The following is a 24,981-nucleotide window of genomic DNA, read 5'->3' on the forward strand; positions in this document are numbered from 1 at the left end:
CATGGCGGAACTCAAACTCCCGCAGCTGCCCGATCGCACGCCGATCAAGCTCAGCATCTCCGTGATGCCGGATCTGCACCAGGCGCTGACCGACTATGCCGCGCTCTACACCACGACCTACGGACGCGACGAGCCGGTCGCCGAATTGATCCCTGCCATGCTTGCCACCTTCCTCGAAAGCGACCGCGCGTTTGTCCGCAGCCGGAGCAAGCCATGACGCGCCGCAAGACACCGGAAGAGCGCTCTTGCGAAAAGGCGACCGCTCTGGAGGAATTGCAGACCCTGCCTACGGAACCGATCAGCGTGCGTGTCGCGACTGCGGTAAAACTCACGGGTATTCCCCGCACTATGCTCTATGAGCTGATCAAGTTGGGCGAGATCGAGACGGTCAAGATCGGCCGGTCGACTTTCATCCCCTATCGTTGCTTGCGAAGGCTCATGAGAGGCTGATTGGTAATGCAGGGCCCGGCAGCTTCACTGCATATCGGACATCGCCCAAAACATTGGAAATTATCTTGGGAATATACCATTGGTATAGCGGGAGCGCATCCCTTGAAGGAATGTATTCAGTGCGCCCTTCTATCGATGGGTACGGCTATCGGTCGACATCTCTGCTTACTTCGTGAGTATCGCATTCAATCTCGACTGGAGTGCTGCGACGCTTTCGATCACCGCGTCAAAATCGGGCGCATCGCCAAAAATCATGGCGCTCATCGCTCCATAGTCGCGCCGTAGGTCATCATACATCGCTCCTTCGGGACACAATGCAAAGTCAGGTGTCTGCGCAGATGCCAAGTCGAAGTCCGGCCGATTGAAGAACATGCGCGCGTGGGCAACGCAGTCGGTGCCGAGGGCAAGATTTGATAACGCCTTCCCGCCTATCTCGGATGCCAAGAGCATGTGAATGTCGTAGTAATGGCGCGACACCCGGTGCCCGCCGCCGCGCAGTTCACCGCGGATATCGAACCAGCGGCGCAGCCCATGCAGAATTACAACCTTGTCCCAGAAGGTCCGCTCGGCATCGACGATCGTGACGTTCGGCACGGTCAGGTCGAGCTCAGGGGCGTCGTCGTCGACATAGGGACGAATGGAATGGACCGCGTTGGGATCCAGCGCGGATTTGGCGCCGGACTCAATCTTCACCGCCTTGTCGATATAGCCATCGGCAGCTGTCGCGGTTGGATAAACGACCAGCAGCGTCTGGCTGTCTCCGTCATGCGGTGTGACCCGGAGCCGGCCAGCGGGCAGCCCCGTCCGCTCGGCAGTCGCTGCGGCGATCGAGGATAGCTGCTTCAGAAGCGGCCCATTGATATAGGCTTCGCACGCTGCCTTGATCGCATCGAGCGTGGCGTCGCGCTTTTTGCGGCTCAGGGCCTGCAGTTCCTCGATGCTCGCGGCTTCACCGAGATCGTCACGAAAGACGGTGACGTCGATGTCCTCGGAGAACCGGCGAATGAGGCCGAATCCCTTGGACAGGGAGGTTCCGCCCTTGAACAGCAATCTTGGACCGTCGGGAAGCCCGTTGAAGAGTGCATCGAGCGTCCAGCAGACCCAGAAGTCTTTCTCGGCATTCTGCGGCGTGGTGCCAAGGCGCTGCGCGGTCGCGGTGAAAAGACCCGCGCGGGTGTCCTGATCTGCGGACAGGATCGCATCATAATTTGGATTCATGCGGCTTTGGGCTCGGCGGTGAGGATGGTTCTCAGATAGCCCTGCATCCAGGCTGGCAGTGCCGACATGCCGTCGCTTAGGTCCTTGCGTAGCCGGGGCCCGTCCAGATCGCTCCAGAGAAGCTGGCGGAGCCTAAGGCGAATAGCCTGGTTCTCGTCGGCATCAGCCATGGCGTCGCGCAGCCAGTGGAGTGCTTGGACCACACGCATAGCTGGACGGCCGGCCCAAAAGAGCTTGCTGGCGGCCGCGGGCCGGAAACTGATGGCGAGGTTACCGAGATGAACAGTCTTCAGCCGTGAATCGGTATGGACGATGATCTTGGCGGGGACTGCGTTGGTTAGGCCGAGGTCATTGGCGGCAGTCATGCCATCGACCAGGACACGAATCTGATCGCGGCGGGCGATCGCCTCGATCACCTGACGGGGATCCGGGGGATTGAGTGCCTTGGTGATGCTGTTGGAGTTCGGCTTGTCGTAAAGCCCTCTGTCGATGCGGCGGAGTGTACCGGCCGAAACAAGGCGCTGGAGAGCCTTGTCAACCGCGTCACGGGTAGCCAAGTCGAGAAAGTCCGCCGCCGTCCATACGCTGCGCGACGTACCAATCCGCTTGAGGATGCGGCTCTTCAGGTCTGAAGTGTCATTCATTGTCCGAAATTTGTACATGTTTTTCAGACAATGTGCAAGTCCATCTGTCCGAAATCTGTTGTCATATTTCGGACAAAGAGTGATGCCCGCTTCAATCACGGCTTCGCGAAAAAGGCGCTCGATCGCATCCCGAATCGGCAACGCAAGGGCAGCGATCCGGAGCCTTTGGGACTCGAACCTTCCCAGCAAAAAAGTCCCAGGGTATCGGTAAGGGTATCGCCTCGTAATGGCTCTCCAGAAATGGCAGTTTTCTGCGGTATAGAGGACCGTTTTCGAGTCCTCTTCTGGCACCATTTCCTCTGAGGTCGTGAAGCCTCAGATTCCCGCGAAAATATGACCCGGATTGCAGCGAGTGCGATACAGGAAAGTGTGCATACGCGGCAAGGGGTAACGCCTGCCTCACATGGTCACGGTAAACGCGCTGGCGCTCGAAGCGCCTCTTTCATGCCTGATTTGCTCAAGCCGTTGGCGAATATGGCGACGGCGAGTGAACGCACGAAATGTCCGTTTGACCAAGCTAGTCACGACCCTCTCCTTCTCTTTTGCGCGGAACGTAACATCAGCGTTCGTCGCTGCAATATATCGTTCGGCATGCGAAACGGACGACAGGGTGCCGCAGGTGAGATACGAGGGGAAATTGTCCCGGCGGTCGCGCTTGGGGAACTGATCGCGCGCCCCGCCCCGCTTTCGGGAGCAGGGAAATGAAAGCCATCAAAATAGAAAAATGGCGGAGACGGAGGGATTCGAACCCTCGGTAGCCCCTTAAGGCTACGACGGTTTAGCAAACCGCTGGTTTCAGCCACTCACCCACGTCTCCGCACGAATTTGCCCACCGGAGGTGAGCAGTGGCTAGGTGTCGGCCTATAGCGATGGCTTTCGCCCATGGCAACGGTTCTTGATCACGAAAAATGACCCCAATTCCGAAAAAGGGATTCGGACTGGCGTGGAATCGACTCGGGTCGCCGTTCGTTCATTGTCGTTTCAGCTTGATCCCCGATAATCAGAGGGATGATTGAAGTGCGGGCCTTTTGGGGAGTAGCGGGCATGATCGGGATTTTGGGGCGGGTATCAGGCCGCGCGGCGCGGGCAGGCGCTCTGGTGGCCGCGCTGGCCGGCATGACGCTGGCGCCGGTTGCCGCGCAGGCGCAGGTACGCACGGTCGATCCCAACAGCGCCATTGATTCCGACCTGGCGCCGGTGCCGCAGCAGAACAGCGCGCCCAGCGATCCCGGCGTCCAGCAAGGGAGCAGCGTCCCCGCCGACGCGGGCGCGGCCTACGACCCGCCGGTCAGCTCGGGCGCAACGGCAACCGGCGCGCCGGTGACCGCCAACTCTCCCCCGGCGGCGCTGCCTCCCGGCGATTCCTATCAGCAGGACGATCTGATCGGCGCGGCCGAGGGCGTGTTCGGCAAGGGCGCGGAAGGCCTGGCCGGCATGATCGAGAAGATCCTGAAGGATCAGGGCCGCCCCAATGCCTATATTGCCGGGCGTGAAGCGTCGGGCGCGTTCGTCGTCGGCCTGCGCTATGGGTCGGGCACGCTCAATCACAAGGTCGAGGGCAAGCGCGAAGTGTACTGGACCGGCCCGTCCATCGGCTTCGACGTGGGCGGCAACGCGGCCAATACCTTCGTGCTGGTCTATAATCTCTACGATACGCAGGATCTGTATCACCGCTTTCCTGCGGCCGAGGGCACAGCCTATCTGGTGGGTGGCTTCACCGCGAGCTATCTGCGCTGGGGCAGCGTGGTGCTGATTCCGATCAGGCTGGGCGTCGGCTATCGGCTCGGCATCAATGCCGGTTACATGAAGTTCACCGAAAAGCGGAACTGGCTGCCTTTCTGAACGATCACAGCGAGAGGCTGAGCTGTTCGCTGGCCTCTCCGTCCGGCTCCTCATGGTCGAGATTGTGGATGCCCAGACCCAATAGCCGCGCGCTCATGCGCAGCGGTAGTTGCGCGCGCAACAGTGCCCGTCCCGTCTCCGCCAGCAGATCGGGCGACCGCACCGGGGCGGCGAAGCTTTTCGACCGGGTGATGATCCGGAAATCCGCGAATTTGACCTTGAGTACGACCGTACGCCCATAGGCGCCGCTCTTTTCGATCCGGCCCCAAAGATTGACCGCAATCCGGTCGATCTCCGTAATGAGCGCCTCTTCCGTCATCAGGTCGTCGAAGAACGTATCCTCCACGCTGACCGATTTGCGTTCCTGCCGTTCATGCACGGGGCGGTCGTCCTCCCCCCGCGAGGCGCGATAGTAGAAATGGGCGGCGCTACCGAAATGATGCTGGAGAAAGGCAAGGTCCCGCGCCCTCAAGTCCACGCCGGTTTCGATGCCCAGTGCCTGCATTCGCTTCGCCGTGACGGGCCCGATGCCATGGATGCGGCGCACCGGCATGGCCGCGATGAAGGCCGGGCCTTCCTCCGGCCGGACGACGCAGATGCCGTCGGGCTTGTTCTGGTCGGATGCAAGCTTGGCGATCAGCTTGTTGTAGGATACCCCCGCTGAGGCAGTGAGGCCGGTTTCCTCCCGGATCAGGCGGCGGATTTCCTCCGCTATGCGGGTGGCCGAAGCAAGGCCCGGCTTGTTCAGCGTGACATCGAGATAGGCTTCGTCCAGCGAAAGCGGCTGGACGATGTCGGTGAAGCGGGCAAAAATCTCGCGTATCTGGGCCGATACCGCGCGATAGACCTCGAAGCGGGGGCGGACGAACAGCAGGTCGGGACAGAGTCGACGCGCCCTGGCGCCCGGCATGGCGGAACGGACGCCATATTTGCGGGCTTCATAGCTGGCGGTGGCGACGACGCCGCGCGGACCGCCGCCGCCCACGGCAATCGCCTTGCCCCTTAGCGACGGATCGTCACGCTGCTCGACCGACGCATAAAAGGCATCCATGTCGATATGGATGATCTTGCGCGGCGGGGTTTCCATGGCCAGCGCTTATGCCATAGGGTGGAACGAAAGGGAAACGCCGGACGGCCAGCCGCCCAGCCTTATTTCTTGTCCTTCAAGGACAGCAGCGCGGCAAAGGGACTGGCCTGCTCCTCGCTCAGCACGCCGGCCTCCCGCAAATAGCCGTCAGCCTCCGGCGAGCGCGGATAGGGCGTCATGGCGAGCGCCACCGTCTCGGCGACGGCTTCCCCGATGTCGATCACCAGCCCATCAAAGCCGATGGTGTCGCAATCCTCCGCATCCAGTTCCAGCTCGTCGCCTTCGGGCAGGTCCGTGCCTTCCTTGACGAAGCGAAGGAGGAAGTCGGTGTCAATCGTCTCCGGCACCGCCACGCCGGTCGCGACGCAGGGCTGCGCCAGCGCGGCGCGCGCATGCCCGCGGGCGAAGATCGCGCCATTTTCCTCGCTCAACGCATAGTCCGCCTCCAGCCGGTCGAGTGCCAGCAGGTGAAAGCGCCTGGCGAGGGCTTCGCGTTCGGCGGCGTCGGCGGTGATCGTCAACGGTTGCGCATGGCGGGCGAGCTGATCAATCCGGACGGGCCGCGAAAATTCAGGAGCGGCGTTCATCCCAGATCTCCCGCCAGCAGGGCATCGCGGCTGAGGCAGCCAAGCCGGACCCAGCGCGCGCGCAGATGCGATTCGACATGGGCCAAGGCATCGGCGGACGGCGCCCGACCGCGATAGAGATTGCGCGCAATCGCGTCATCCAGCCTTGTTTCACCCGAGAACGCCGCCCGATAGGCGGTCAGGCGTCCCCCCAGTGCGCTTACCATGCGGCCGATATGCTTGCCGACGACGACATCGCCAATCCCTTCCTGCCGCAGCTGACCGTCCATGTCGTCGACGAACAGCTCGGTCAGCCAGACACTTTCCTGGAGCCCGCCCAACGCCTCCAGCCGCATCAGCACCTGCGCGAGAATGGCGACGATCATGTCGAACCGCCCGTCGATCGTGTCCGGCACTTGCCCTTCGACATACCAATGGGGCTGACGCCCCTCCGCGACGACGACATGATAAAGAGGGCGCATCGCGTCCCTGGGATCGCTTTGCGCGAACAGACGCTGGAAGATGCTGGGCATGACGAGACTGTTTCCTGGCTGAACCGAATAGCGGCCTCTTGCCGAGGCTCGCGCATTTCCATATTGATCGCCCAGCCGCCCGATGCAATGGCGGCTTTGTTTTTCGGCAAGGTCCGGGGTCGCCCCCGCAGGAGAAGTTCATGCGCCAGTTCAGCCGCCAATCCCGCAGCGGGCGGATTTTGCTTGGCGCAGGCCTTTGCGCGCTGCTTATCGGCGCGTCGGGCTGCACCCGCATCCGCACCCATCAGGGCTATCAGGTCGACAAGCTTCTGGTCGATTCGGTGCAGCCGGGCATCGACAATCGCGCATCGGTGGAAGGCACGCTGGGCCGGCCGAGCTTCGTCGCGCAGTTCGGCGATCAGGACTGGTATTATGTGTCGCGCGACATGCGGGCGCTGGCCTTTTCGAATCCCAAGCCGGTATCGCAGACCGTCCTGCATGTGCGTTTCGACGCGGCAGGCAATGTCGTGGCCGTGGACCGCATGGGGTTGGAGCAGGTCGCAAAAATCTCCCCCACCGGGGACAAGACGCCGACATTGGGCCGTCATCGCAGCCTGTTCGACGAGATTTTCGGCAATATCGGAGCAGTCGGCGCCGGCGGCATGGGTGGCGGTGGCGGCGGCAGCAACACTGGCGGCGGTGGCCCGAACGGAAGTTAGAACCTTTTCCAAGCAGGCGGAAACGCCTGTTGACGCGGAAAACACGGCAAAAGGGGACTCGCCCGAGTCCCCTTTTTTGTATGGCCTGTGCCGGTGGATCAGACCGGCTTGCGGTCGAGCCGATGTTCGCCCTTCACCCAGCGCACGGTGCCGGTGCTGGCGCGCATCACCACGCTGTCGGTGGTGAGCTTGCCGCCGGGCAGCCGCTTGACTCCGCCAAGCAGGGAGCCGTCGGTCACGCCGGTCGCCGCGAAGATGCAGTCGCCTTTGGCCAGTTCCTTCAGGTCATAGACCTTGTCGAGATCGGTGATGCCCCATTTGCGGGCGCGGGCGCGCTCGTCATCGTTGCGGAACAACAGCTTGCCCTTGAACTGCCCACCCACGCAGCGCAGCGCGGCGCAGGCCAGAACGCCCTCCGGCGCGCCGCCCGATCCCATATACATGTCGATATTGGTTTCGGGATTGGTGGTCGCGATCACGCCCGCCACGTCGCCGTCGGGGATCAGCATGATGCCGCAGCCAATGGCGCGCAGTTCCGCGATCAGCTTTTCATGGCGCGGGCGATCAAGCACGCAGACGATGATTTCATGCGGGTCGACGCCCTTGGCATTGGCGACGGCCTCGACATTCTCCTGCACCGTCCTGTTGAGGTCGATGATGCCATCGGGCAGGCCGGGGCCGACCGCCAGCTTTTCCATATAGACGTCGGGCGCATTGAGCAGGCCGCCTTCTTCCGAAATGGCGAGTACGGCCAGCGCATTGGGCCCGGCCTTGGCGGTGATGGTGGTGCCCTCCAGCGGGTCGAGCGCGATGTCGATCTTCGGTCCGGTGCCGATCGCATTGCCGACCTTCTCGCCGATATAAAGCATCGGCGCCTCGTCGCGTTCGCCTTCGCCGATGACGACCGTGCCGTCCATATAGAGGTCGTTGAAGGCCAGGCGCATCGCTTCGACGGCGGCGGCATCGGCGGCCTTTTCATCGCCGCGGCCGATCAGCTTCGATGCGGCGATGGCGGCGGCTTCAGTCACGCGCACCATTTCCAGCACCAGCACGCGATCGAGTATCGAGCTTGCCTGCACCATGTTGATTCCTCTTCTGCCGGTATTTTCGGAGCGCGATAGGATGTCGTTCGAACATTGTCGAGGGTGCGCTTTTCGCAGGGGAGAAGCAATGGAAGGGCGCTTTGCCGTCCGCCAGCAATCCTAGAGCACCGTCGCCAGGCCTTCCGACAGAAATGTGGGGCGATAGCCCAGGACCCGCAGCCGATCGATGTTGAGGGCCGGAAAGCCCCAGTCCTCCCTTGTCATTTCCTCCTCATGGACGATCGGTGCCCCGGTCCGCCGCGCCAGCAGTTGCGCGAGTTCAGCGATGGTCGTGCGAACGCCGCTACCGACGTTGAAGGGGCCTTCCTGGTCGCTGACAAGCAACAGCAGCATCGCCCGCGCCACATCATCGACATGGACGAGGTCCGATCCGAACGCGCCGCTGCCCTGGACGCGGATAGGCCCTCCGCCGGCTGCGGCTCTGGCCATCAGGCCCAGCGCGCCGCTCCTCTGCCCCGGGCCATAAACCGAAGCCAGCCGCATGGTCTGGAGCAACATATTCTCCCCGCGGCAGCGCTCCGCCGCGTAGATTTCCTGGCCGACCTTCGATCCCAGATAATAGCCCCTGCTGCGTGGGAAGAGCAGTGTTGCCTCATCCGGCGGTCCGGCTGTCCGCGCATAGGCATTGGCGCTGCTGGCCTGCAGGATGCGGCCGACGCCAGCGTGGATCGCGGCATCGACCAGATGAAGCGTGCCGAGCGCGTTGATCCGCCAGCAGTGCTCTGCTTCAGACGGGTCGCGATGATCGGAGGGGATATGCGCAGCCAGGTGGACCAGCGCCGCGCAACCTGTCAGTTCCGTCGTTGCGACGGCCGCCAGATCGAGAAAGGCCCATTCATCCTCCGGATCGGCCTCGACTGGGCAGCGGCGCGCGAGATGGCGGATGCGCCAGCCGCTTCGGCGCGCGGCCGCCGCGAAATGACGGCCGACAAAGCCCGAACCGCCAGTCAGCGCGAGCAGGGGGATGGGGGCGCTCATCGCACCGTGTCGATGCGCTCCTGCGGCACGAACATTTCGTCCAGATAGCGCAGGATCACTCCGGATCGCACCGGCGGCTGCACGATCGGCGTGTCATGGAGCAGCTTGCGCACACACATCTCCACCTCATTGAAGCCCGCCATGGCGCGCAACGGCGTCGTGCCGGAAAAGCGCGCATTGATCTCGAACACGCGCGGAGTTCCGCCGGCATCGGTGCGGAACTGGAAATTGGCCGGGCCATGAGGTCGCAGCGCTCGGCCGAGCAGGCGCACCTGCGCGTTCAGTTCGGGATAGTCGCCGGTATAGGCGCGATAGGTGTTGCCGTCGCGCAGGTCGCGTCGCATCACGATCGACGCCTGCACTTCGCCATCGAAAACAAGCGTGCTGGCGGTGAACTCGCAATCGGGGTCGCCGACGCATTGCTGAATGACCAGTCCGCCGCGCCCCTTCCGCGCCAGCGCCAGCTCAGCCCGGTCCTGGACGAGCGACACGCCGACCGAGCGGGCGCCGATCCGGGGCTTCACCACCAGCGGAAAGCCGACCGCGGCGATCAGCGCCTCGACCGCTTCCTCATCCTCCGCAGCGGCCGATGCGGGATGGGGCAAGCCTGCGCGTTCAAAGAAGCGCGCCGTTTCCAGCTTGTCGTCGGCAATGGCGACGACGCGCGGATCGCTGACCAGCACATGCGTATCGAACAGCGCCTCCAGCCGGTGCCGCTCGGCTGCGAAATAGGATAGCTCCACATCCGTTCCCACCAGCACGGCATCGGGCCGCTCGCGGTCCAGCAATTGATGGATGCGGTCCCCGAACGCCGGGTCGTTGGCAAGGGGCAGGCGATAGGCGCCGTCCGCCCAATAAAGACCGGGGGAGAGCGGGTTGGGATCGGCCGCGATCACCCGGCAGTCCAGCGTCGACTGCCGCAGTGACTTGATGATGCCCTGTCCCAGGACAGCGCCGGCGCCGGTGACGAGGATCTTCATGAAAAAAACCGGCAGAGCCGCTCCTGCGTCGCAGCGGACAGGGTGGTGGCGCGGATGGCTTGCATCTGGTCCTCCGGATCGAAATCGATGTCGCGGGTTTCCATGGTCACAAGATCTCCTCTGATTTCGATCATCGCCCATTTCGGTGTCGGGTCCTGATCGTCACGGGACTGACCAAGCGAGGCGAGGGTGAAGATCGTGGCCGCCGCGCAGTCAAAGCGGCGATGCCGGTGAACATGGCCGAACAGTCCATAGATGAAGCCGCGCGCCGCCACCATGGCGGCGGCGTCCTCCGCCTCCTGCGCCGAGCGGATATAGCGCCAGTCGCCAAAGTCGAACGGATTGGCATGGGCGGCGAACAGCGGCCCCTGCGACCAGCTTTCCTGCCAGTCGAACGTGGTCATGCCGCCGGGCGGAATATGGGCGGCGGTCCAATCGACGCTTTCGCGCAGCCAGTCGGGCAGGCCCGCGCGATAGGCTTCCGCCCTAGGCGATCCCTGATAGAGCAGGTCATGATTGCCGCTGATCAGGATCGCGCCGTCCCGCGCCGCTGCTCCCTGCACCAGTTCCAGCGTCTCCAGCGGTTGAACGCCATAGGTCAGCAGGTCGCCCAGAATCAGCATCTGGTCGAACCCCTCCCGCCGGGCGGCGGTGAGGGCCAGTTGCAGCGGGTCGCTGGAGGCATGGATATCGGTCAGAACCGCTATTCGCATGGCGAAACCGGCCGAAATGGAGAGGGTGCAGGAAAGCGCGCCGGGCCATCGGTCATCAGCTCCTGATAGAGACTGAGATGCGCAGCGGCGCAGCTTTCGATGGAAAAGCGCCGCGCCGCGCGCAGGGCACCCTGTGACAGCATGGCATAATGCGCGTCGTCGCTGAGCGTCTCCACGATCGCCTGCGCCAGCGCGGCGGGATCGGAGGGGGGCACGAGACGGCCGTTGATGCCGGGCGTGACCATTTCGCGATTGCCCGCCACCGCCGTTGCGACGATCGGCAGGCCGCTCATCGCCGCTTCGATCATCGCGATGGGAAAGCCCTCCCACAGCGAGCAATTCACGAACAGATCGGCCTGCCGCATCAGCGCATCGACATCATGGCGCGCACCCAGCAACTCGACGGGCGCGTTTGCGGCCAAGGTGCGGAGCTGGTCGAACTGAGGCCCCCCGCCCGCGATGCAGAGGCGGGCGGCGCGGCCGCGCGCGGCCAGTGCATCGGTCAAGGGGCGGGCAGCGCGAAGCAGGGTGGGATAATCCTTCTGCTCCGACACCGTGCCCACGGCCAGTATCATCGGATCGCGCGCCACTGCGGAGCGTGGCTGCCCCGCCAGAAATCGGGTGCTGGCTGCATTCAGGATCATGCGGACAGGCCTTTGGGCATGGTTGCGCAGCAGCGCCTCGCACTGATCGCTGATCGCGACATAGCCATCGACGATGCGGTTGAAGAGGACAAATGCCGCCGGGGGGAAGGACAGGCGGCTGTTATGATGGGTCAGCACGATCGGCACGCCTGGGCTGGCGAGCGCAAGGGGAAAGAGCGCCCGGGCGCTATGGGCGTGGATCACGTCCGGCCGGATCGATCGCAGCGCCCGGCGCAGCGCCCGCGCTCCGCTCAGCCAGTTGTTGCGATTGGCGAGGCCCAGCGACAGTGCCTTGGCGCCACCCTGTCGCAGGCGCGCCGTCATCGCCTGTTCGGTGTCGGGGGCGTTGCCCACCTGCGCCGCGTCGCTCAATGCAATGACGGTCGCCCCGTGGCCCGCTGCGGCAAAGGCTTCCGCCAGATTGCAGACCAGCATTTCGGCGCCGCCCGAGGTGAAGCTGGTGATGATCGAACAGATGCGCATGTCAGAGATCGATGCCGGTTGCGGCGAGCAAGGTGAGTGCGCGCGGCGACAGCTCTGCCCGGCACCGGTCCAGCACGAGATCCGCTTGGCCGGGGCTCATCCACTGGCCGAACGTTCCCGCCTTGCCGCTGCGCATCCGTAGGCTCTGATCGTCCTGGCGATCATAATCATGGCCGGGAATGCCGCCATCGCGTTCCTTGTCGCGCATCCGGTCGAACTGCGCGGCGGCGACGGCGCGGGCTAGCACATCGCCCTCAGCTTTCACGCCCAGGAAGGAGAGGATGCCGGCGATGGTCGGCATCGGCTGGCCTAGCATATGTTCATAGCTGATGAGGTGATGGGGGCGTCCGGCGAGTCCCGCCGCCCAACTGTTCAGATAGCCGGTCAGCGCCGCCAACCCATATTTTGGTTCGTCCAGAAAGGCGGCCATGTCGCCCGCAAAACTCTTCTTGTGCCGGGTGGCATGGAAATAGGCCGACACGATCACGTCGCGCGGATCGCGGATCAGGAACAGAACCGGCCGGTTGAGGAACAGCCGCTCGCGATAGGGCAGATGGCTGACCAGGATCAGTGGCAACGCCGCGTCGCCGGTTCGCCCTACAAAGGCGTCGATGCCGCGCACCGGATCGCGATCGAAATTGGGCAGGACGCGGAAAGTGCTGGTCAGATCGGGTTCGAAGCCCAGCCGCGCGCTTTCGGCAAAATAGCAGGAGAGCAGGTAGCGCAGCCAGGTTCGGCCGCTCTTGGGATAGGACACCAGAAAGGCGTCCGCCCGCGCGGCGGCAAGACGCAGATGGGGTTCGTCCCGCAACCGCCGCCGCATCGCCCGAGCAAAACCCTTCAACGACATCATGTTCATGATCCTGCCCTCACGCGATGATGGTCGAGAACGCTGGTGATGACCGAGTGCCAGTGGGCGAGTATCCGATCATGGCCGAACAGCGTCATCCGCTCCCGCGCGGCATTCCCCAGCGCGGCGCGCCGGGAATCATCGGCGCAGAGCGCGGCGATCGCTTCCCCCAGCATCGCAACGTCGCCATTGCGAACCAGCAGGCCGCTTTTGCCATGCTCAATCATTTCGGCGGGACCCCATTCGCAGTCGAAGGAAATGACCGGCAGTCCCGCGCCCATCGCCTCTCCCACGACGATGCCCCAGCCTTCGAAGCGCGACGACAGCACGAAAAGGTCGGATCGGGGAATCCATTCGCCGGGCTTTTCGGTCACGCCGGGCAGGCTGATCCGCTCCGTCAGGCCGAGGCGGTCGCGTTGACGTTCCAGCGCGGCGCGCTCCGGCCCGTCACCCCAGATCACCAGGTTCCAGTCGGGAATGCGCTCCGCCACGCGGGCGAAGGCATTCAGCAGCAGGTCGAAGCCCTTTTGGGGCACGAGCCGCCCGACCGCGCCGATGGTGCGGCCCTGGGGCCTGTGCCCGGCGCCCGTGATGGCAGGCGGCACGGGGTTGGGGATCACCCAGCCCTTCACGTCCATCGTCACCCTGAACCAGTCCATCGCCCCCTGCGTCATAGTGATCAGGCCCACGGCTTGGGGATAGGTCATCCGCCGCAGTCTGCTCCAGACCGGTCCTGCATTCTGGAGCGCGGGATTGTTGCGTTCCGATACGATCACGGGAATGTCCAGCGACCGGGCCGCCAGCACCGACAGGATGTTGGTGCGCGTCAGGAAGCTGACGACCAGTTCGGGCCGGACCTCCTTCAGCGTGCGTTTCAGCAGCCTCAGCCGCCTTAGCATCGCCAGCGCGCCGGTCGCCGCCGGGCGACGGCGCGACTTCATGCCCAGCCGGATGATCCGAACATCATCGTGACTGGGATAATAGGCCGGCGTGGATGGTTCTTCGAAGGCGATCAGGCTGACCATCCAGCCCCGCGCCGCGAAATGATTGCAGAGCAGGCTGACAATATGCTCCGATCCACCCGCGCCAAGCCCCGGAAGGACGAAGGCGACGTTTGGCGGCCTGGACGCTCTTACCAGCATGGCGGGCGGAATCCTGTATAATCGCGGGTTTATGCCGGTCAGTGTCCCTGCCGGGACGGTCCAAGTCCACTGCGCGAAGGGGTTAGGAGGCTGCCTCTTTGGATGCTGGCATCAATAATGGATGCGCAGTTCCAGCCCGACGCGGGTACGATCATAATCATCCAGCGGATCGGTGCTGTTCCGCTTGGAAAAGCGTGCATTGGCCGCCAGCGCGATCCGGCGGTTGAGCGCATGTTCCAGCTCGCCGGTCACGCCGTAGATTTTCTCGGTAAGGCCTGTGCCGAAATATTTGCTGCGGCGATAGACCAGGCCCAGTTCACCGCGCAGATTATGGCGGATTTCCTGTTGGACCCCCAGGCGAAAGCGCATGTCCTCGCGCGACTGCACGCCGGTGCGGTATGTGGCGACATTGCCGATGAAACCGTCCAGCGTGATCGCCGTGCGCGGCCGGGGAGCATAGGTCAGCCCGACCTGCGCCGACAGGCGGGTGCGCGGTTCGATCCGTGAATCCCTGGGATCGAATCGGTAGACGCCGATCGCCGCCTCTCCCCTGATGGTTCCGCCCGGATCGATCGCCACGCCGGTCCGCATGCCATAGGTGCGCGAATCCCGGTCGATCTCGCCCAATTGCGGCGCCCGGCGAAAATCGCGCTTCGACGCGAAGCCTTCGACAAAAGCGTTCATCAGCGGCGACACCCGCAGCATCACCCGCGCCAGTCCCCCCATATTGTCGAGGTCGCGATTGTCGTCGATCGCCTTGGTATAGCGGAAGCGCGCGGCCGTGCCGCGCACCATGAAGCCGACGCGCGCGCCCTGATGGGTATAGGCAAGGTCCCCTTCCAGCGCGTTCAGTTCACGCGGACCGATCGAGGGCGCGGTGTTGCCTTCCGGCTCGCCGCGATCCTCTATGATATGCTGCCAGCTCGCCGCCGCCGCCAGCTTGTCCGAAGCGGACGGGGTCCAGTTAAGGCCGGCGCCGACCTTGCCGCCCTCCGCATTTTCACTGTCATATTTGAAATAGCGGCGGAAATCGCCTTCCGCCCGGGCATTGAGTTCGATGGCGCCGCCCTTCCGGTTGATCTCGGCATAGGGCCGGAAGACCGCGCGGAAATCATCCTTCTCGCCAAAGGCCTGGGCGTAGATATTGCTGTCATATTCGATCCGCGCCGTGCCGCCGATCTCCACCGTTGCGCTGCCCAGCGTCAGGGGGGTGGGTATGAACAGCGCTTCGGGCGCATCCAGCGCCATGGTCGGGGATTGCAGATCCTGTGCGCTGGCGACCGAGGGTGGCACGGTCAGGCTGAGCGCAAGGGCGGCAGCCGCGCTGCCCGAAGCGATGCCGCGCATCAGAACCACTTCTCATAAATGCGCACCGTATCGCCGGGCTGGATCATGTCACGTTCGCCTGCGCGGCCGACCACCTGACGGCCATCGACCATGCGCGTGATGGCGACGCTGCCCTGTTCGGCACGGAAGGTGTAGCCGCCCGCGACCGACACCGCCGCGAGTACCGACATGCCCGCGCGATATTGATATTCGCCGGGGCTCTTCACCTCGCCCAGCACATAGAAGGGGCGCAGCCTGACCGGCTGGACGCTGACCGTGGGCGTGTTGAGCAACTGGCGTTGCACCAGTTGCCCGGCGATGCTGGCCTGTAGTTCCGGGACAGTCTTGCCCCCCGCGTCGACATCCCCCAGTACAGGCAGGGAAATCTGGCCGCGATCGTTGATGACATAACTGCTGTTGCCTGGGTCGGTGGCGCTGAGGCCGGGTATCGCCACCCGCACTTCGTCGCCCGCGCCCAGACGATAGGCGACCGTGGGTGCTGGCGGCAGGCTGGCAAGGCCCGAAAGGCCACCCGAGCAGGCCGTCGTCAGAACAAAAAGGCCAAGGAAAAGACCAGGATAAAGCCGGTTGCGCATCTGCGTCCCCTCTTGATTGGATGGGCGGAAGCTTAAGCCCTTTGGCTGATTCAGGGGCGGGCAATAACGGGTCGGGACCGGGCAAAAAGGGACGAGGGGGGAGCAACGCTTTTGGGATGCCCGTCATGCCGCCAGTCGTCGGCCGCGCTTCCAATGGTCAAGATCGCGACCGATCAGATCCTCCAGATCCGCAATATCCCGCGCATAATAATCGACCATGCGCTGACGCAGCGCGGCGGACAGCGGTGGATAGGCGATCTGGCGCGCGAACAGGCCCCGCACCCTTTCGAATACCGGATTGCCGCGCAGCGGACGGGCGGCCCCCTTCAACGGGGCGAGCGCGGTGCGCACCGGCAAGGGCAGGAAACGCTCCCCGCTGTCATTGCGCGGATCGGACCCCACCTGCTCCGAATAATGGCAAGGCGCGCCGATATGGTCGCTGACGATCGCGACGGTGGCTTCGGGCGCGGCCTTGACATCCTCGAACAGGATGACCTTGATCTGTTCCGCATCGAAATGGTCCAGCCAGCGGCGCAAATGCCTGGCGTAGAGGCCGTCCACCAGAAATCGCGGCTGGTCGTTCGGGCGTCCATCCAGATAGGCTTCCGGACCCTCCGTCACGGTGCCGCGCCGGAACAGCATCTTGTAATCCGAATAGGCGCGATCCACCGGGTTGCGCAGTTGCACCACCAGCCGGGCGTCCGGCAACGCGGCGGCCAGGCGGATGGCGGCATCCGGATGGGCAAGATAATCGGCGGATTTTTCCCCCAGCATCTGATCGGGTCGCGCGCCGTCGAAAAAGCGGCGATAATGGTCGAGGCCGAGGTCATGATCCTGACTGAAGAAATGCGGCTCCGGCGCGGGTAGATAAATAGCCGGATTGTCCTGAAGCTGGTTGTGGATCCAGGTCGTCGCGCCCTTGACAGCGCCGATGATGACGAAATGCGGCAGGCGGTCGTTGCTCATCCTCATGTCCTTTTCCGTCAGCATTCCAACTCCGCCATCGCAATCTCCAGACAGTTGGCGAGGCGGCGCATGTCGGCTTCGTCCAGCAGATGGTCGACCGGAAAGGCGATGCTGCGGCGCCCCCGATCCTGCGCCACGGGCAACACCCTGTCGCGGCGCACGTTGAGGCCCGTAAAAGCCGCTTCCCGCGTCATGTCGGCGCAGGACCCGCTGCCCACCGGCATGCCCATGCGGACCATCCGGTCGATGATCGGCGCGGTCCCCGCCTTGCCCAGGTGATCGGCGGCAATGGTCACGTAGAGCCGGTAGAAGGCATGGCCGACATGGGCCGGTATCTCCGGCACTTCGACTGCGGAATCGGCGCGCATCAGGCGCATCAACACCTCCGCATTGCTGCGGCGCCGGGCGAGCCAGGCCGGCAGCTTGGCAAGTTGCGCCCGGCCGATCGCCGCCTGCATCTCGGTCATCCGCCCATTGCTGCCGAAGCTGTCGTGCAGATAGCGGAAACCGCTGGCCGGGACGGGGGCGAAGAATTTGTCCGGATTCTTGCCATGGTCCTTATAGGCCCAGGCCCGCTTCCAATGGGTTTCCTCGCGCAGCAGGACCATCCCTCCTTCTCCCCCGGTCGACATGATCTTGTCCGTGCAGAAGGAGAAGGCGGCGGCATCGCCGAAGCTGCCGGCCGGGCGGCCATGGAAAGTCGCGCCATGCGCCTGAGCGCAATCCTCGACCAGCCATAGCCCCTTTTCGTCGGCCAGCGCCCGGAGCGCATCCATGTCGCAGGGCCACCCTGCCAGATGCACGCACAGGATCGCGCGGCTGCGACCGGTCAGCATCCGGCGCGCAGATTCGGGGTCGATGGCGTTGCTGACGGGATCGATGTCGGCAAAGACAGGCGTCGCGCCCACCGCGACGATGCAGGCCGCGCTAGCGAAGAAGCTGCGGGAGGGCAGGATCACCTCATCCCCCGATCCAACGCCCAGCGCGCGCAACGCCAGTTCCAGCGCCACCGTGCCATTGCTGACGGCAATGCCATGAGGCATGCCGCAGAAGGCCGCGAACTCCGCCTCGAACTGGCGGGTCTGCTCACCATGGACCATGGAGTTGACCCGACCGCTTTCCAGCACATGCATGACGGCGGCAATTTCGTCCGCCTCATGCTGCGGCCAACGGAGCGAGGGATTGTCCAGCGGGCTGAGACGCAACTCGATGGTGTTTCGGGCAGGCGCGGCTTGGATCATGGTCACTCCCCGGAGCTTATGCGACGTCGCGCGGCAGATGGGACGACAAGGCGATCTGGCTTTCCGCCGGGCGCGGTATCATGAGCAGCGTGTCGGAACTTTCCTCCGCCAGCCGCCGCAATATCTCCGCCCAGCGCGAACTGGCCGACGCGGCGACCATCTCATGGGTCAGCCGTACCAGCTCATCCGCGTCGCCCGCAGCGATCAGCCGGGCGAGCTGGCCAAAACCCTCCACCAGCATCTCCAGCGGAATCGGCGAGGGCATGGCCTCGAAAATGCCGGGAATGGCGCTCTCGATCTTGTCCTCGCTGGTGTCGAACAGTTCCTCGAACAGTTTTTCGCCGGGACGCAGGCCGATGAACCTGATCGGCACGTCGATCTCGGGACGCAGCCCCGCCATGCGGATGACGCGGCGGGCGATTTCCACGATCTTCACCGGTTCGCCCATGTCGAGGACGAAGATGGTGCCGCGTTCCGAATCCGTCTCCAGCGCGCGGGCGCTGCTCTGGAGGATCAGCAGCACCGCCTCCTGCACCGTCATGAAGAAGCGTTCGATATCCGGATGGGTAACGGTCAGCGGCTTGCCGGTGGCGAGCTGATGCTGGAACAGGGGGATCAGCGAGCCGCTGGACCCCAGCACATTGCCGAAGCGCACGGTCAGGAAGCGCGGGCTGTCGGGATCGCAGCTGCCGATCAGGTCGAGCGCCTGGCAATAGAGTTCGCCCAGCCGCTTGGTCGCGCCCATCAGGCCGACGGGGTTCACCGCCTTGTCGGTGGACACCTGGATCATGGCCCGCGCCTCGAACTCGCAGACCGCATCCGCGACATTGCGCGTGCCCAGCACATTGGTGTGCACCCCGGCGCAGGGATTGGCTTCCACCATCGGTACATGTTTCAGGGCGGCGGCATGGAAGACGATCTCCGGCCGTCGCCGCTCGAACACCTGCCACAGCGCGGGGCGCTGGCGGATCGAACATAGCTCGGCGTGGAAGCGGACATGGGGGAATTTCTCCCGCGCCTCCATTCCGATGGCGTAGAGATTATATTCGCTGTGGTCGAGCAGCACGATCTCTGCCGGGGCATAATAAGCGAGCTGGCGCACCAGTTCCCCGCCGATCGTGCCGCCTGCCCCCGTGACCATGATCCGCGCGCCGGTGACGACGCGCTCCAGATAGCTGTGCTGCACGGTGATCTCCGGCCGCCCGAGCAGTTCCGCCAGCGGCATCTTCTCGATCGCCATGCGGTCGCCGTTCAGGGGCTGCGCGCTGGTCCAGGGATTGCGGAAGCGCGACACGACCAGATTTTCCTGTTCGGCCAGGCTCGCGATGCGTAGGATTTGCTGCCGGTTGAGCCGTTCGCTGCTTTCCTGCACCACCAGGCTGACCGGGCGCCTGCCCACGCGGTCGAGGTCCGCGACGATCTGCGGCAGCATGTCGGGCGATCCCAATATCGGCAGGCCGCCGACATGCAGCCGCCGCTCATGCCCGTCGAAGGAGATGACGCCGACGATCTCCAGTCCCGAACTGGCATCCGTGGGCACAAGGTCCGCCATGACCCGCGCCCAGTCCAGCTCGCCCAGCAGCAATATGCGGCGGCGCGCCTGGACCGTCCGGCGCAGGCGGGCGGAGCGGACACGCCTGAAGAACTCCCGGCGCAGAGCGCGCGCGGCCAGCAGCGCGGCGACGGTCAGCGGCACATTGACCGTCAGGAAGATGGTCATCACTCCGCGCATCATCTTTTGTGGCACGATCAGTCCGGCGGTGATCATCCAGATGAGCCAGCCGCTCGCGAGCAGGCTGACCGCCAGCGACAGCGCGTCCCCCATCGACAGGAAGCGCCAGCTCTGGCGATAGGTGCCGATGACGAACAACACGCCCATGTTGACGCCGACGAACAAGGCCGTGAACCAGGGATCGAACAGCGTCTCGGGCATGTGCAGTTCGGACAGGATCAGGCGCGACAGGATGAAACTGCCGAATATGATGAGCGCGTCCAGCATCAGGATGATGGCCAGCCTGATCGCCCAGAAGCGCGTGGCGCCCCGCGCCGCGAAGGCGCGCACGGCTGCATCCAGTCGCAGGAGCGTGGTTGCGGGCGGCGTTTCCGCAACGGTTTCCGTCCCGTCCTGCCCGACTGGCGCGATGTTCGGCATCCCGATATCTCCGATCCATGGGCCGCCGGTTGCGGGGAAAGAAGGCGGCCGTGACGAACTGCCTGACGTTCCGGCCGCAACCGCCGGTATTCCCAAGGCTATCGAAACGGGCGCTTGCCGGTAATCGGTCTACTGGACACTATCCTTTATCCCACGCGCGGTCCCGCCGGCGCGCATGACCTCTCATTGGGGCTAGGCTGCCGGCTCCTTGGTGCCCGACACCGGTGCCACGACTGGCGCGGACGGGGCGCTCCTGCCTCAAAAGGGTAATCTACCGATGCACCTCCAGGAGGAGGGATGGCCTGTGATACCTCCTGCGCTGAACGGTTCCGGGAGGCTTGCGGGCAATGAAAGTCATGATCCTCTCCAGCCTGTCCTGGTCGCTGATCAATTTCCGTGGCGCTCTGATTGCCGGAATGGTCGCGGAGGGGCATGAGGTCGTGGCCTGTGCCCCCGATGAAGAGCCGGAGGTGTTGGCGAAGCTGGCGGGCATGGGCGTGCGCTTTTGCCGGACGCCGATGGCGCGCGCGGGCACCAATCCGCTGCATGACGCGCGCACCCTGCTCCATTATCGCCGGCTGATGCGGATGGAGCGGCCCGATGTGGTCGTGGCCTATACGCAGAAGCCGATCATCTATGGCGGGCTGGCCGCGCGGCTGTGGAGCCGGGCACGCTATTTCGCGATCATGAGCGGCCTTGGCTATGTTTTCAGCGAGGAGGCCGACAGTCGCCACTGGCTGCGAACCATCGTGTCGCGGCTCTATCGGATCGGCGTGGCCAGGGCGCGATGCATCTTCGTATTCAACAACGACGATCATCGCGTCATGCAGGAGAGCGGGATCGTCCCGCCCGCGCAAAGGGTGATGCAGGTGCCCGGCTCCGGCATTGACGTGCGGCATTTTGCCGAACAGCCCCTGCCCGGTGGGCCGTTCACCTTCCTGATGATGGGCCGCCTGATGCGCGACAAGGGCGTGGGCGAATATGTGGAGGCCGCGCGGATCATCCGCGCCAGGCGCCCGGACGTGCGTTTCCTGCTGCTGACCCGGCCGGAAACCGAAAATCCGACCGGCTATGCCGCCGCCGATCTGGAGCAATGGCGCGAGGCAGGGCTGATCGAGTTCCTGCCTGAAACCCGTGACGTGCGGCCCTTCATCGCGTCGGCTCATGCCTTCGTGCTGCCGTCCTTCTATCGGGAGGGTTTGCCACGCACGATTCTTGAAGCGCTGGCAATCGGGCGACCGGTCATCACCACGGATATGCCCGGTTGTCGCGAGCCGATCCGGGACGGGGTCAACGGCTTGTTGGTTCCGCCCCGCGACGGCCCTGCTCTGGCCGAAGCGATGGAGCAGCTGATCGCCGACCCGGCACGCGTCACCGCTATGGCCAAGGCAGCGCGGCAAACGGCGGTCGACATTTACGATGTCGACAAGGTGAACGCGATGCTGCTGGATGTCATGCAATTGCGGGGCAGCGACATGCCGATATCCGTCCCGGCACCCGCGCCCGTCCTGCTGATGCCGGAGCGCATATGATTGCCTGTCTCCGCCCGGCGGGCTTGTTGGCGATCGCTCTTCTCGGCCTGCTCTCTCCCTTTCTGCTGCTGCTGTCGGTGCTGGTGCTGTCGGGCCTGGGCTGGCCGGTGCTGTTCCGCCAGCCGCGAAGCGGCCGGGGCGGCCGGTCTTTCACCATGATCAAGTTCCGCACCATGCGGGACCTGCGCGACGGGCAGGGCGCCTTGCTGCCAGACGCGCAGCGGGTCACGGCGCTGGGACAGTTTCTCCGCCGGTCGCGGCTGGACGAACTGCCCGAACTGATCAACATCGCGCGCGGCGACATGGACTTCGTCGGCCCTCGCCCCCTGCTGCCACACACCATCAGCGCGATGGGGCGCGACGGCATGGAGCGCGGCCGGGTCCGGCCCGGCCTCACCGGCCTGGCCCAGGTGAGCGGCAACACGCTGCTCACCGTGGAGGAAAAGCTGCGCTTCGACCTCTGGTACGTGCGCAATCGCAGCTCCCGTCTTGACGCGCAGATCATGGCTTGCACGCTGCTGGTCGTGACCCGGGGAGAGAAAAGGATCGACTGGCATGCCGACGAAGCGCGCCCTCCTCATTGGGGCAGTTGAAACCACCCGGATCGCCTTCGATGCGATCACCCGCGCGCCCGGATGGGAAGTCGCGGCCGTCGTCACGCTCGATCCCGCCCTGGCCAATCGGCATTCCGATTATGTCGACCTGGAACCGGTCGCGCGGGAGCGGGGCTGCCGGGTCATCCATGTGGACAATATCAACCGCGAGGAAGCGCTGCTCGCGATCCGCGACGCCGCTGCCGATATCGCCTTCGTCATGGGCTGGTCGCAGATCTGTGGCCAGGACTTTCGCAATCTCTTTGCCGATCGGGTCATTGGCTATCATCCGGCCGCCTTGCCCCGGCTGCGCGGACGTGCGGCGATCCCCTGGACGATCCTGCAACAGGAGCCGATCACGGCCGGGAGCCTGTTCTGGATCGATGCGGGCACGGACACCGGCGAGATACTGGACCAGCAGTATTTTCACGTCGCGCCAATGGAAACGGCAGCCTCCCTCTATGCCAAGCATATGCGGGCGCTGGCCCTCATGCTCGACCGCTCGCTGGGGCGGATGGCGGCCGGGGAGATGCCGCGCATGGTGCAGGACGAAAGCTGCGCGACCTGGGCCGCGCGCCGCACGCCGATGGACGGGCTGATCGACTGGCGGCAATCCGCAGCGGACATATTGCGCCTGATCCGGGCGACCGGCCATCCCTATCCCGGTGCCTTCACCCGGTCGAACGGCGTGGACCTGCACATCTGGGCGGCGTCGTTGTCGGACATGGGCGGGCGCCATGCCGCTCTTCCGGGGCAGGTCGTCCTGCGCACGGCGGAAAGCTTCACGATTCTCTGCGGCCAGTCGACCGCGCTGACCGTCACCCAATGGAGCGGCCTCGACAAACCGCCGAAACTTCACGCCATTTTAGGGGAATAGCCATGTTGTTGCCGTTCAACGCCCGCCGGATCGCGGTGGTCGCTCCGCATCCCGACGATGAGATATTGGGCTGCGGCGGCACCATGGCGCGGGCCGCCGCAGCTGGCGCGGAGGTGCATGTGATCGTCGTCACGCGCGGTCAGCCCCCGCTGTTCGATGAGGAAATGGTGCAACAAATTCGCGCCGAAACCTTACGCGCGCACGACATGATTGGCGTGACCGGCACCCAGTTTCTTGATTTTCCCGCCGCTGGACTCGATCAGGTCAAGCGGAGCGACCTGAACCTTGCCTTGTCATCGGCGCTGTCGCGGATCGAAGTCGATCTGCTGTTGATCCCCTTTATCGGCGACATTCATCTGGATCATCAGATCGTCTTCAATGCCGCGCTGGTGCATGCCCGCCCCCGCGGCAGCGGCGGCCCCAGCTGTGTCCTCGCCTATGAGACGCTGTCAGAAACCAACTGGCTGGCCCCTGGAGTCACGCCTGCCTTCATTCCGAACATGTTCGTCGATATCGGCGCGACGCTGGAGCGGAAGATCGCCGCCTTTCAGATGTTTCAGTCCCAGGTGAAGCCCAGTCCCGATGAACGGTCGATAGAGGCCATTCGTGCCCTGGCCATTTCACGGGGCGCGACAGTTTATCGTCACGCTGCGGAAGCCTTTGTACTTGTTCGGCAAATTCATTAACATGGATTACTTTTATTCGACTCACCCGAAAGGTGCATTTGCCCCGCGATTCTCCCGATTACATCCATAGCGATACCACAAAAGTAGTAGATTTTACTGTTGCGGCCGCGCTGTTGGCTGTCAGATGCGAGAAAAATCCAGCAGCTTAACAACGCGTTAACGGGTTATTGCGCGAACCCGAAATTTCCATTGTACATTCCGGGACTCTGGCGGCACAAATATGCTACTGATAAGTTGTTGAAACGAAAAGAAAGGGTCGCACTACAGGCATTTGATTACTGGTCTTCTACATTCCGTTTGGGGCCTGCTTACGGAGGTGGAAGAGATCATGAGGGGACCACCCAATGTCTTACCCAGTTAATGTGCGTCTGTTGTGCGGTAATGCAATCGTTCGGGAGGGGCTTAGCCGCATCCTGATGGAAAGGGATTTCCGCGTAACCCAATATCCCAATATTGCCACGGTACTTCAACAAGTTGAGGTTCCCGAAGAGGATACTGGACCATCCCTGTTGTTGATCGATGACGGGACCGAAGCGATGGATGTCGAAACGCTGTCGGTTCTGCAGAAACGTTTCCCCTGTTCCTATCTTGTCCTGCTGTCCGACAGGTTCGATTTCCAGATCATGCTGAAAGCGTTCCGGCTCGGAGCACTGGCCTATATCGTCAAGGAAATTTCCTGCGACCGGCTGGTGGCGACGCTGCGGCTGGTGGCCATGGGCGAACGCGTCCTGCCGCCGCAACTGGCGGATGAACTGCAATCCCGGCCAAGCCTGACCGATGCACTGGAAGTCGAACGTCCGGTGGATGCGGCCTGCCTGTCCGACCGGGAACTGGAAATCCTGCGCTGGCTCATCATGGGATGTCCGAACAAGGTCATTTCCAAACGGATGGACATCAGCGAGGCAACCGTGAAGGTTCATGTTAAGGCCGTGCTGCGCAAGCTGCGCGTCAAGAACAGGACCCAGGCGGCGATTTGGGCGGCCAATCACGGGATGCGCGGACGCGTGACCGAGGTTGAACCCGAATTGCCTGTAGCCATTCCTCATCCGGCCCAGTTGCCGGTTCTGGAAATGGCCGGAATGGCGAGCCGCATCTGATCTTCACCCTCCCCAAGGGGGGA

The 24,981-nt window shown here is 63.9% G+C and carries 26 protein-coding genes and 1 tRNA gene; 9 read left to right on the forward strand and 18 right to left on the reverse strand.

From position 1 onward, the window contains the following. Window position 1 precedes the first annotated feature (1 nt). Both RUH75_RS07850 and RUH75_RS07855 read left to right on the forward strand, forming a co-directional pair. Complete coding sequence (locus RUH75_RS07850; protein WP_313804035.1) at window positions 2–217, forward strand: DUF2274 domain-containing protein; 216 nt, start codon at window positions 2–4, stop codon at window positions 215–217. Next, window positions 214–450 carry a helix-turn-helix domain-containing protein gene (locus RUH75_RS07855; protein ID WP_313804038.1) on the forward strand — a complete coding sequence of 79 codons (237 nt, stop codon included), beginning with the start codon at window positions 214–216 and terminating at the stop codon, window positions 448–450. The genes RUH75_RS07850 and RUH75_RS07855 overlap by 4 nt, the downstream gene beginning before the upstream one ends. A gap of 165 nt (window positions 451–615) precedes the next feature. Here the strand turns inward: RUH75_RS07855 and RUH75_RS07860 are convergent, their stop codons facing one another. The 3 genes from RUH75_RS07860 to RUH75_RS07870 all read right to left on the reverse strand — a co-directional run bounded on the left by RUH75_RS07860 (window position 616) and on the right by RUH75_RS07870 (window position 3,129). Next, window positions 616–1,668: a nucleotidyl transferase AbiEii/AbiGii toxin family protein gene (locus tag RUH75_RS07860; RefSeq protein WP_313804041.1), complete on the reverse strand. Its 1,053-nt coding sequence runs from the start codon at window positions 1,666–1,668 to the stop codon at window positions 616–618. Beyond that, entirely contained in the window at window positions 1,665–2,453 is a 789-nt protein-coding gene (locus RUH75_RS07865; RefSeq protein WP_313804044.1) for a DUF6088 family protein, read from the reverse strand. Before RUH75_RS07865 ends, RUH75_RS07860 begins: the two co-directional genes overlap by 4 nt. Before the next feature lie 584 nt (window positions 2,454–3,037). Further along, window positions 3,038–3,129: transfer RNA gene (locus RUH75_RS07870), tRNA-Ser, on the reverse strand. A 227-nt stretch (window positions 3,130–3,356) separates the two neighbouring features. Here RUH75_RS07870 and RUH75_RS07875 point away from each other — a divergent pair. Beyond that, window positions 3,357–4,154, forward strand: a complete 798-nt coding sequence (locus RUH75_RS07875) for a DUF1134 domain-containing protein (RefSeq protein ID WP_313804047.1) — start codon at window positions 3,357–3,359, stop codon at window positions 4,152–4,154. A 4-nt stretch (window positions 4,155–4,158) separates the two neighbouring features. On the opposite strand, the gene dinB is transcribed toward RUH75_RS07875, so the two are convergent. The 3 genes from dinB to RUH75_RS07890 form a co-directional block, all read right to left on the reverse strand. Further along, the gene (gene dinB, locus RUH75_RS07880) at window positions 4,159–5,241 is read right to left on the reverse strand and encodes a DNA polymerase IV (RefSeq protein ID WP_313804050.1); all 1,083 of its coding nucleotides are present in this window, start codon (window positions 5,239–5,241) and stop codon (window positions 4,159–4,161) included. Between the two features lie 62 nt (window positions 5,242–5,303). Then, a complete protein-coding gene (locus RUH75_RS07885) occupies window positions 5,304–5,828 on the reverse strand; it encodes a DUF177 domain-containing protein (RefSeq protein ID WP_313804053.1) in 525 nt (174 codons plus the stop codon). Continuing rightward, the gene (locus tag RUH75_RS07890; protein ID WP_313804056.1) at window positions 5,825–6,340 is read right to left on the reverse strand and encodes a ubiquinol-cytochrome C chaperone family protein; all 516 of its coding nucleotides are present in this window, start codon (window positions 6,338–6,340) and stop codon (window positions 5,825–5,827) included. Before RUH75_RS07890 ends, RUH75_RS07885 begins: the two co-directional genes overlap by 4 nt. Window positions 6,341–6,480: 140 nt before the next feature. Here RUH75_RS07890 and RUH75_RS07895 point away from each other — a divergent pair, with 140 nt between their 5' ends. After that, window positions 6,481–6,999, forward strand: a complete 519-nt coding sequence (locus RUH75_RS07895) for an outer membrane protein assembly factor BamE (RefSeq protein WP_313804059.1) — start codon at window positions 6,481–6,483, stop codon at window positions 6,997–6,999. A 98-nt stretch (window positions 7,000–7,097) separates the two neighbouring features. On the opposite strand, the gene glpX is transcribed toward RUH75_RS07895, so the two are convergent. The 12 genes from glpX to RUH75_RS07955 form a co-directional block, all read right to left on the reverse strand. Next, window positions 7,098–8,081, reverse strand: a complete 984-nt coding sequence (gene glpX, locus RUH75_RS07900) for a class II fructose-bisphosphatase (protein WP_313804062.1) — start codon at window positions 8,079–8,081, stop codon at window positions 7,098–7,100. Window positions 8,082–8,201: 120 nt separating this feature from the next. Continuing rightward, the gene (locus tag RUH75_RS07905) at window positions 8,202–9,080 is read right to left on the reverse strand and encodes an NAD(P)-dependent oxidoreductase (RefSeq protein ID WP_313804065.1); all 879 of its coding nucleotides are present in this window, start codon (window positions 9,078–9,080) and stop codon (window positions 8,202–8,204) included. Further along, a complete protein-coding gene (locus tag RUH75_RS07910) occupies window positions 9,077–10,060 on the reverse strand; it encodes an ATP-grasp domain-containing protein (protein ID WP_313804068.1) in 984 nt (327 codons plus the stop codon). The genes RUH75_RS07905 and RUH75_RS07910 overlap by 4 nt, the downstream gene beginning before the upstream one ends. Continuing rightward, the gene (locus tag RUH75_RS07915; protein ID WP_313804071.1) at window positions 10,057–10,773 is read right to left on the reverse strand and encodes a metallophosphoesterase; all 717 of its coding nucleotides are present in this window, start codon (window positions 10,771–10,773) and stop codon (window positions 10,057–10,059) included. Before RUH75_RS07915 ends, RUH75_RS07910 begins: the two co-directional genes overlap by 4 nt. After that, window positions 10,764–11,900, reverse strand: a complete 1,137-nt coding sequence (locus RUH75_RS07920; protein ID WP_313804074.1) for a glycosyltransferase family 4 protein — start codon at window positions 11,898–11,900, stop codon at window positions 10,764–10,766. The genes RUH75_RS07915 and RUH75_RS07920 overlap by 10 nt, the downstream gene beginning before the upstream one ends. A 1-nt stretch (window position 11,901) precedes the next feature. Further along, window positions 11,902–12,759 carry a sulfotransferase domain-containing protein gene (locus tag RUH75_RS07925; RefSeq protein ID WP_313804077.1) on the reverse strand — a complete coding sequence of 286 codons (858 nt, stop codon included), beginning with the start codon at window positions 12,757–12,759 and terminating at the stop codon, window positions 11,902–11,904. Beyond that, window positions 12,756–13,892, reverse strand: coding sequence for a glycosyltransferase family 4 protein (locus RUH75_RS07930; protein WP_313804080.1), 1,137 nt, complete (start codon window positions 13,890–13,892; stop codon window positions 12,756–12,758). The genes RUH75_RS07925 and RUH75_RS07930 overlap by 4 nt, the downstream gene beginning before the upstream one ends. A gap of 111 nt (window positions 13,893–14,003) precedes the next feature. Further along, on the reverse strand, window positions 14,004–15,239 hold the full coding sequence (locus RUH75_RS07935; RefSeq protein WP_313804197.1) for an outer membrane beta-barrel protein: 1,236 nt from the start codon (window positions 15,237–15,239) through the stop codon (window positions 14,004–14,006). Then, window positions 15,239–15,814: a polysaccharide biosynthesis/export family protein gene (locus RUH75_RS07940; protein ID WP_313804083.1), complete on the reverse strand. Its 576-nt coding sequence runs from the start codon at window positions 15,812–15,814 to the stop codon at window positions 15,239–15,241. The genes RUH75_RS07935 and RUH75_RS07940 overlap by 1 nt, the downstream gene beginning before the upstream one ends. 123 nt (window positions 15,815–15,937) lie before the next feature. Then, complete coding sequence (locus tag RUH75_RS07945; RefSeq protein WP_313804086.1) at window positions 15,938–16,780, reverse strand: sulfotransferase; 843 nt, start codon at window positions 16,778–16,780, stop codon at window positions 15,938–15,940. A gap of 17 nt (window positions 16,781–16,797) precedes the next feature. Further along, window positions 16,798–18,021: a DegT/DnrJ/EryC1/StrS family aminotransferase gene (locus RUH75_RS07950; protein WP_313804089.1), complete on the reverse strand. Its 1,224-nt coding sequence runs from the start codon at window positions 18,019–18,021 to the stop codon at window positions 16,798–16,800. 16 nt (window positions 18,022–18,037) lie between these two features. Further along, complete coding sequence (locus tag RUH75_RS07955; RefSeq protein WP_313804092.1) at window positions 18,038–20,173, reverse strand: polysaccharide biosynthesis protein; 2,136 nt, start codon at window positions 20,171–20,173, stop codon at window positions 18,038–18,040. A gap of 347 nt (window positions 20,174–20,520) precedes the next feature. Between RUH75_RS07955 and RUH75_RS07960 the strand changes: the two genes are divergently transcribed. The 5 genes from RUH75_RS07960 to RUH75_RS07980 all read left to right on the forward strand — a co-directional run bounded on the left by RUH75_RS07960 (window position 20,521) and on the right by RUH75_RS07980 (window position 24,958). Beyond that, complete coding sequence (locus RUH75_RS07960; protein ID WP_313804095.1) at window positions 20,521–21,705, forward strand: glycosyltransferase family 4 protein; 1,185 nt, start codon at window positions 20,521–20,523, stop codon at window positions 21,703–21,705. Next, complete coding sequence (locus tag RUH75_RS07965; protein WP_313804098.1) at window positions 21,702–22,298, forward strand: sugar transferase; 597 nt, start codon at window positions 21,702–21,704, stop codon at window positions 22,296–22,298. The genes RUH75_RS07960 and RUH75_RS07965 overlap by 4 nt, the downstream gene beginning before the upstream one ends. Continuing rightward, complete coding sequence (locus tag RUH75_RS07970; RefSeq protein ID WP_313804101.1) at window positions 22,261–23,175, forward strand: formyltransferase family protein; 915 nt, start codon at window positions 22,261–22,263, stop codon at window positions 23,173–23,175. The genes RUH75_RS07965 and RUH75_RS07970 overlap by 38 nt, the downstream gene beginning before the upstream one ends. Window positions 23,176–23,177: 2 nt before the next feature. Continuing rightward, on the forward strand, window positions 23,178–23,861 hold the full coding sequence (locus RUH75_RS07975; protein ID WP_313804104.1) for a PIG-L deacetylase family protein: 684 nt from the start codon (window positions 23,178–23,180) through the stop codon (window positions 23,859–23,861). A gap of 344 nt (window positions 23,862–24,205) precedes the next feature. Continuing rightward, window positions 24,206–24,958: a response regulator transcription factor gene (locus RUH75_RS07980; protein WP_313804107.1), complete on the forward strand. Its 753-nt coding sequence runs from the start codon at window positions 24,206–24,208 to the stop codon at window positions 24,956–24,958. Window positions 24,959–24,981: the final 23 nt, after the last annotated feature.

Origin of the sequence: Sphingobium sp., from assembly GCF_032153725.1 — a bacterium.
Taxonomy (GTDB): Bacteria; Pseudomonadota; Alphaproteobacteria; order Sphingomonadales; family Sphingomonadaceae; genus Sphingobium.

Excerpts from the sequence above, each read along its gene's own strand:
- RUH75_RS07850 (WP_313804035.1), top strand. The coding sequence starts at position 2 with ATGGCGGAACTCAAACTCCCGCAGCTGCCCGATCGCACGCCGATCAAG.
- RUH75_RS07855 (WP_313804038.1), top strand. The coding sequence starts at position 214 with ATGACGCGCCGCAAGACACCGGAAGAGCGCTCTTGCGAAAAGGCGACC.
- RUH75_RS07860 (WP_313804041.1), bottom strand. The coding sequence starts at position 1,668 with ATGAATCCAAATTATGATGCGATCCTGTCCGCAGATCAGGACACCCGC.
- RUH75_RS07875 (WP_313804047.1), top strand. The coding sequence starts at position 3,357 with ATGATCGGGATTTTGGGGCGGGTATCAGGCCGCGCGGCGCGGGCAGGC.
- dinB (WP_313804050.1), bottom strand. The coding sequence starts at position 5,241 with ATGGAAACCCCGCCGCGCAAGATCATCCATATCGACATGGATGCCTTT.
- RUH75_RS07885 (WP_313804053.1), bottom strand. The coding sequence starts at position 5,828 with ATGAACGCCGCTCCTGAATTTTCGCGGCCCGTCCGGATTGATCAGCTC.
- RUH75_RS07890 (WP_313804056.1), bottom strand. The coding sequence starts at position 6,340 with ATGCCCAGCATCTTCCAGCGTCTGTTCGCGCAAAGCGATCCCAGGGAC.
- RUH75_RS07895 (WP_313804059.1), top strand. The coding sequence starts at position 6,481 with ATGCGCCAGTTCAGCCGCCAATCCCGCAGCGGGCGGATTTTGCTTGGC.
- glpX (WP_313804062.1), bottom strand. The coding sequence starts at position 8,081 with ATGGTGCAGGCAAGCTCGATACTCGATCGCGTGCTGGTGCTGGAAATG.
- RUH75_RS07905 (WP_313804065.1), bottom strand. The coding sequence starts at position 9,080 with ATGAGCGCCCCCATCCCCCTGCTCGCGCTGACTGGCGGTTCGGGCTTT.
- RUH75_RS07910 (WP_313804068.1), bottom strand. The coding sequence starts at position 10,060 with ATGAAGATCCTCGTCACCGGCGCCGGCGCTGTCCTGGGACAGGGCATC.
- RUH75_RS07915 (WP_313804071.1), bottom strand. The coding sequence starts at position 10,773 with ATGCGAATAGCGGTTCTGACCGATATCCATGCCTCCAGCGACCCGCTG.
- RUH75_RS07920 (WP_313804074.1), bottom strand. The coding sequence starts at position 11,900 with ATGCGCATCTGTTCGATCATCACCAGCTTCACCTCGGGCGGCGCCGAA.
- RUH75_RS07925 (WP_313804077.1), bottom strand. The coding sequence starts at position 12,759 with ATGAACATGATGTCGTTGAAGGGTTTTGCTCGGGCGATGCGGCGGCGG.
- RUH75_RS07930 (WP_313804080.1), bottom strand. The coding sequence starts at position 13,892 with ATGCTGGTAAGAGCGTCCAGGCCGCCAAACGTCGCCTTCGTCCTTCCG.
- RUH75_RS07935 (WP_313804197.1), bottom strand. The coding sequence starts at position 15,239 with ATGCGCGGCATCGCTTCGGGCAGCGCGGCTGCCGCCCTTGCGCTCAGC.
- RUH75_RS07940 (WP_313804083.1), bottom strand. The coding sequence starts at position 15,814 with ATGCGCAACCGGCTTTATCCTGGTCTTTTCCTTGGCCTTTTTGTTCTG.
- RUH75_RS07945 (WP_313804086.1), bottom strand. The coding sequence starts at position 16,780 with ATGAGCAACGACCGCCTGCCGCATTTCGTCATCATCGGCGCTGTCAAG.
- RUH75_RS07950 (WP_313804089.1), bottom strand. The coding sequence starts at position 18,021 with ATGATCCAAGCCGCGCCTGCCCGAAACACCATCGAGTTGCGTCTCAGC.
- RUH75_RS07955 (WP_313804092.1), bottom strand. The coding sequence starts at position 20,173 with ATGCCGAACATCGCGCCAGTCGGGCAGGACGGGACGGAAACCGTTGCG.
- RUH75_RS07960 (WP_313804095.1), top strand. The coding sequence starts at position 20,521 with ATGAAAGTCATGATCCTCTCCAGCCTGTCCTGGTCGCTGATCAATTTC.
- RUH75_RS07965 (WP_313804098.1), top strand. The coding sequence starts at position 21,702 with ATGATTGCCTGTCTCCGCCCGGCGGGCTTGTTGGCGATCGCTCTTCTC.
- RUH75_RS07970 (WP_313804101.1), top strand. The coding sequence starts at position 22,261 with ATGCCGACGAAGCGCGCCCTCCTCATTGGGGCAGTTGAAACCACCCGG.
- RUH75_RS07975 (WP_313804104.1), top strand. The coding sequence starts at position 23,178 with ATGTTGTTGCCGTTCAACGCCCGCCGGATCGCGGTGGTCGCTCCGCAT.
- RUH75_RS07980 (WP_313804107.1), top strand. The coding sequence starts at position 24,206 with ATGTCTTACCCAGTTAATGTGCGTCTGTTGTGCGGTAATGCAATCGTT.